2 protein-coding genes are annotated in these 2,313 nt (G+C 58.7%); both read left to right on the top strand.

Features of this window, described 5'->3' with window-relative positions; genetic code table 11:
• The first annotated feature begins 285 nt into the window (after nucleotides 1-285).
• A complete protein-coding gene (gene hisC, locus RI563_RS13205; protein ID WP_310694845.1) occupies nucleotides 286-1,413 on the top strand; it encodes a histidinol-phosphate transaminase in 1,128 nt (375 codons plus the stop codon).
• Between the two features lie 14 nt (nucleotides 1,414-1,427).
• Nucleotides 1,428-2,285, top strand: a complete 858-nt coding sequence (locus tag RI563_RS13200) for a prephenate dehydrogenase/arogenate dehydrogenase family protein (protein WP_310694846.1) — start codon at nucleotides 1,428-1,430, stop codon at nucleotides 2,283-2,285.
• The last annotated feature ends 28 nt before the right edge of the window (nucleotides 2,286-2,313 follow it).

Genomic DNA, 2,313 nt, shown 5'->3' with positions numbered 1-2,313 from the left:
CCGTCGCCGATGAAATCGCCTCCCACAAGACCCTCCGGCCAGTGGGTAGGCCGGACATAGCGATAGCGGTGTCCGGCAAACGACTAATAGCAAACTCTCTGGAATAAAACGCGGAGATCGCAGAGACGCAAAGGCGCAGAGAAAACGATTTGAATTAAATGATCACCTGAATGATCAATTAATCAGAAAGTAGGATTGAAAATGATTAACTCCGCGGCTCCGCGCCTCTGCGCCCTCCGCGTTTAAATACGATTCCATAAAAGAGTGACGTACCAGAACATGCCGATGTCCGCCCAACAATTTGATGTATGCGATCTGGCCGCTCCCGGGGTCCGTGAATTGATGCCGTACCAGCCGGGCAAGCCGATTGAAGAGCTGGAGCGAGAGTACGGGCTGTCGGGGGTTATCAAACTGGCCTCGAATGAAAACCCGCTGGGACCGTCGCCGGATGTATTGAGAACGATCAGCGACAGCCTGAGTGAACTCAGTCGCTATCCGGACGGGAACGGTTTTGTTCTCAAGCAGGCGTTATGCAAGCGTTTTGATCTCGAGCCGGGGCAGATTACGCTGGGTAACGGCTCGAATGATGTGCTGGAACTGATCGCCCGGGCCTTCGTGACGCCGGACAATGAAGTTATTTTTTCGCAGCACGCCTTCGCGGTCTATCCGCTGGTGACCCGGGCCATCGGTGCCAAAGCGGTGATGACGCCGGCCAGCGCCTGGGGACATGATCTCGATGCGATGCACGAAGCGATTACCGAAAACACGCGGCTGATTTTTATTGCCAACCCGAATAACCCGACCGGCACCTGGCTCTCGAAACCGGCATTACATGATTTTTTAAAACAGATTCCACCGCATGTGCTGGTGGTGCTGGATGAAGCTTATTTTGAATACGCCGCCGATCCGATGATGGGGGTGGCGGATTATCCCGATGGCCTGCAATGGCTGGCAGAGTTTCCCAACCTGATCGTGACGCGCACTTTCTCCAAGGCTTACGGCCTGGCCGGGTTGCGGGTCGGTTACGCGGTTTCGCATCCCGATGTGGCTGATTATTTAAACCGCGTCCGCCAGCCATTTAACGTCAATCACCTGGCGCTTGCCGCCGCGGCAACGGCGTTGACCGACACGGCACATCTGCAACGCAGCGTCGCGCTCAATGCGGCCGGGCTGAAACAGTATTACGCCGCGTTCGACCGGCTGGGACTGGATTACATTCCCTCGGCGGGTAATTTTGTCACGGTGAAGGTCGGTGAGGCCGCCGGGATTAACGAGCAGTTATTGCGCCGGGGGATTATCGTGCGCCCGGTGGCCAATTACGATCTGCCGGAACATGTGCGTATCTCGGTCGGCAGCGAGAAGGAAAACCAGCGCTGCATCGAGGCACTGGAAACGATTCTGCAAATACCGTGACTGGGAACCCTGTGATCATCAACAAATTGACCATCATCGGTGTCGGCCTCATCGGCGGCTCGCTGGCGCGGGCGCTGCGTCGGGCCAATGCCGTCACCACCCTTGTTGGCGCCGGTCGCCATCGTGAACAGCTGGAGATTGCCCGCAAGCTGGGCGTAGTGGACGCCGTCGAAACCGATCTGGCCAGAGCCTGCCAGGATTCGGAGCTGGTGGTGCTGGCCGTTCCCCTGGGGGCGATCCGCCCGGTACTGGAACAGATTGCCCCGGCCCTGTCGGCGAATACGATTGTGACCGATGTGGGTAGCGCCAAGGGCAGTGTGGTGGCCGATGCGGAGCAGGTATTTCACGGTTTGCCAGCCAATTTTGTGCCAGGCCATCCCATCGCAGGCACCGAGCAAAGCGGGGTGGAAGCCTCGTTCGCCGAACTGTTCGATCAACGCCGGGTGATTCTCACCCCCGGCGCCACCACCAGCCCGGCGGCCGTGCAAACCGTCCGCCGGCTCTGGGAAGCGGCCGGCGCCGACGTCATGGAAATGAGCGTGGCTCACCATGACGCGGTACTGGCCGCCACCAGCCATTTGCCGCATATGCTGGCCTACGCGCTGGTCGACAGCCTGGCCCGCCAGGATGACAGCCAGGAGATCTTCGATTATGCTGCCGGCGGTTTTCGCGACTTCACCCGCATCGCCTCCAGCGACCCGCAAATGTGGCACGACATCTGTCTGGCCAATCGCGACGCGCTGGTCGAGAGCCTGGAACGCTTCACCGCCGATTTACACGCCCTGACCGACGCGATACGCCGGCAGGACAGCCAACAATTACTCGAAATCTTCAGCCATGCCAAGCAGCGGCGGGATGATTTCTGCCAGTGACGGACAATTTAAAACGATCATGATGTTA

The organism is Thiohalophilus sp., from assembly GCF_031581315.1.
Lineage (GTDB): Bacteria > Pseudomonadota > Gammaproteobacteria > UBA6429 > Thiohalophilaceae > Thiohalophilus.
This window is presented reverse-complemented; position numbering and strand designations above follow the sequence as displayed.

What these genes read in the sequence shown, in the direction of transcription:
- hisC (WP_310694845.1), top strand. Translation starts at nt 286, where the DNA reads ATGTCCGCCCAACAATTTGATGTATGCGATCTGGCCGCTCCCGGGGTC.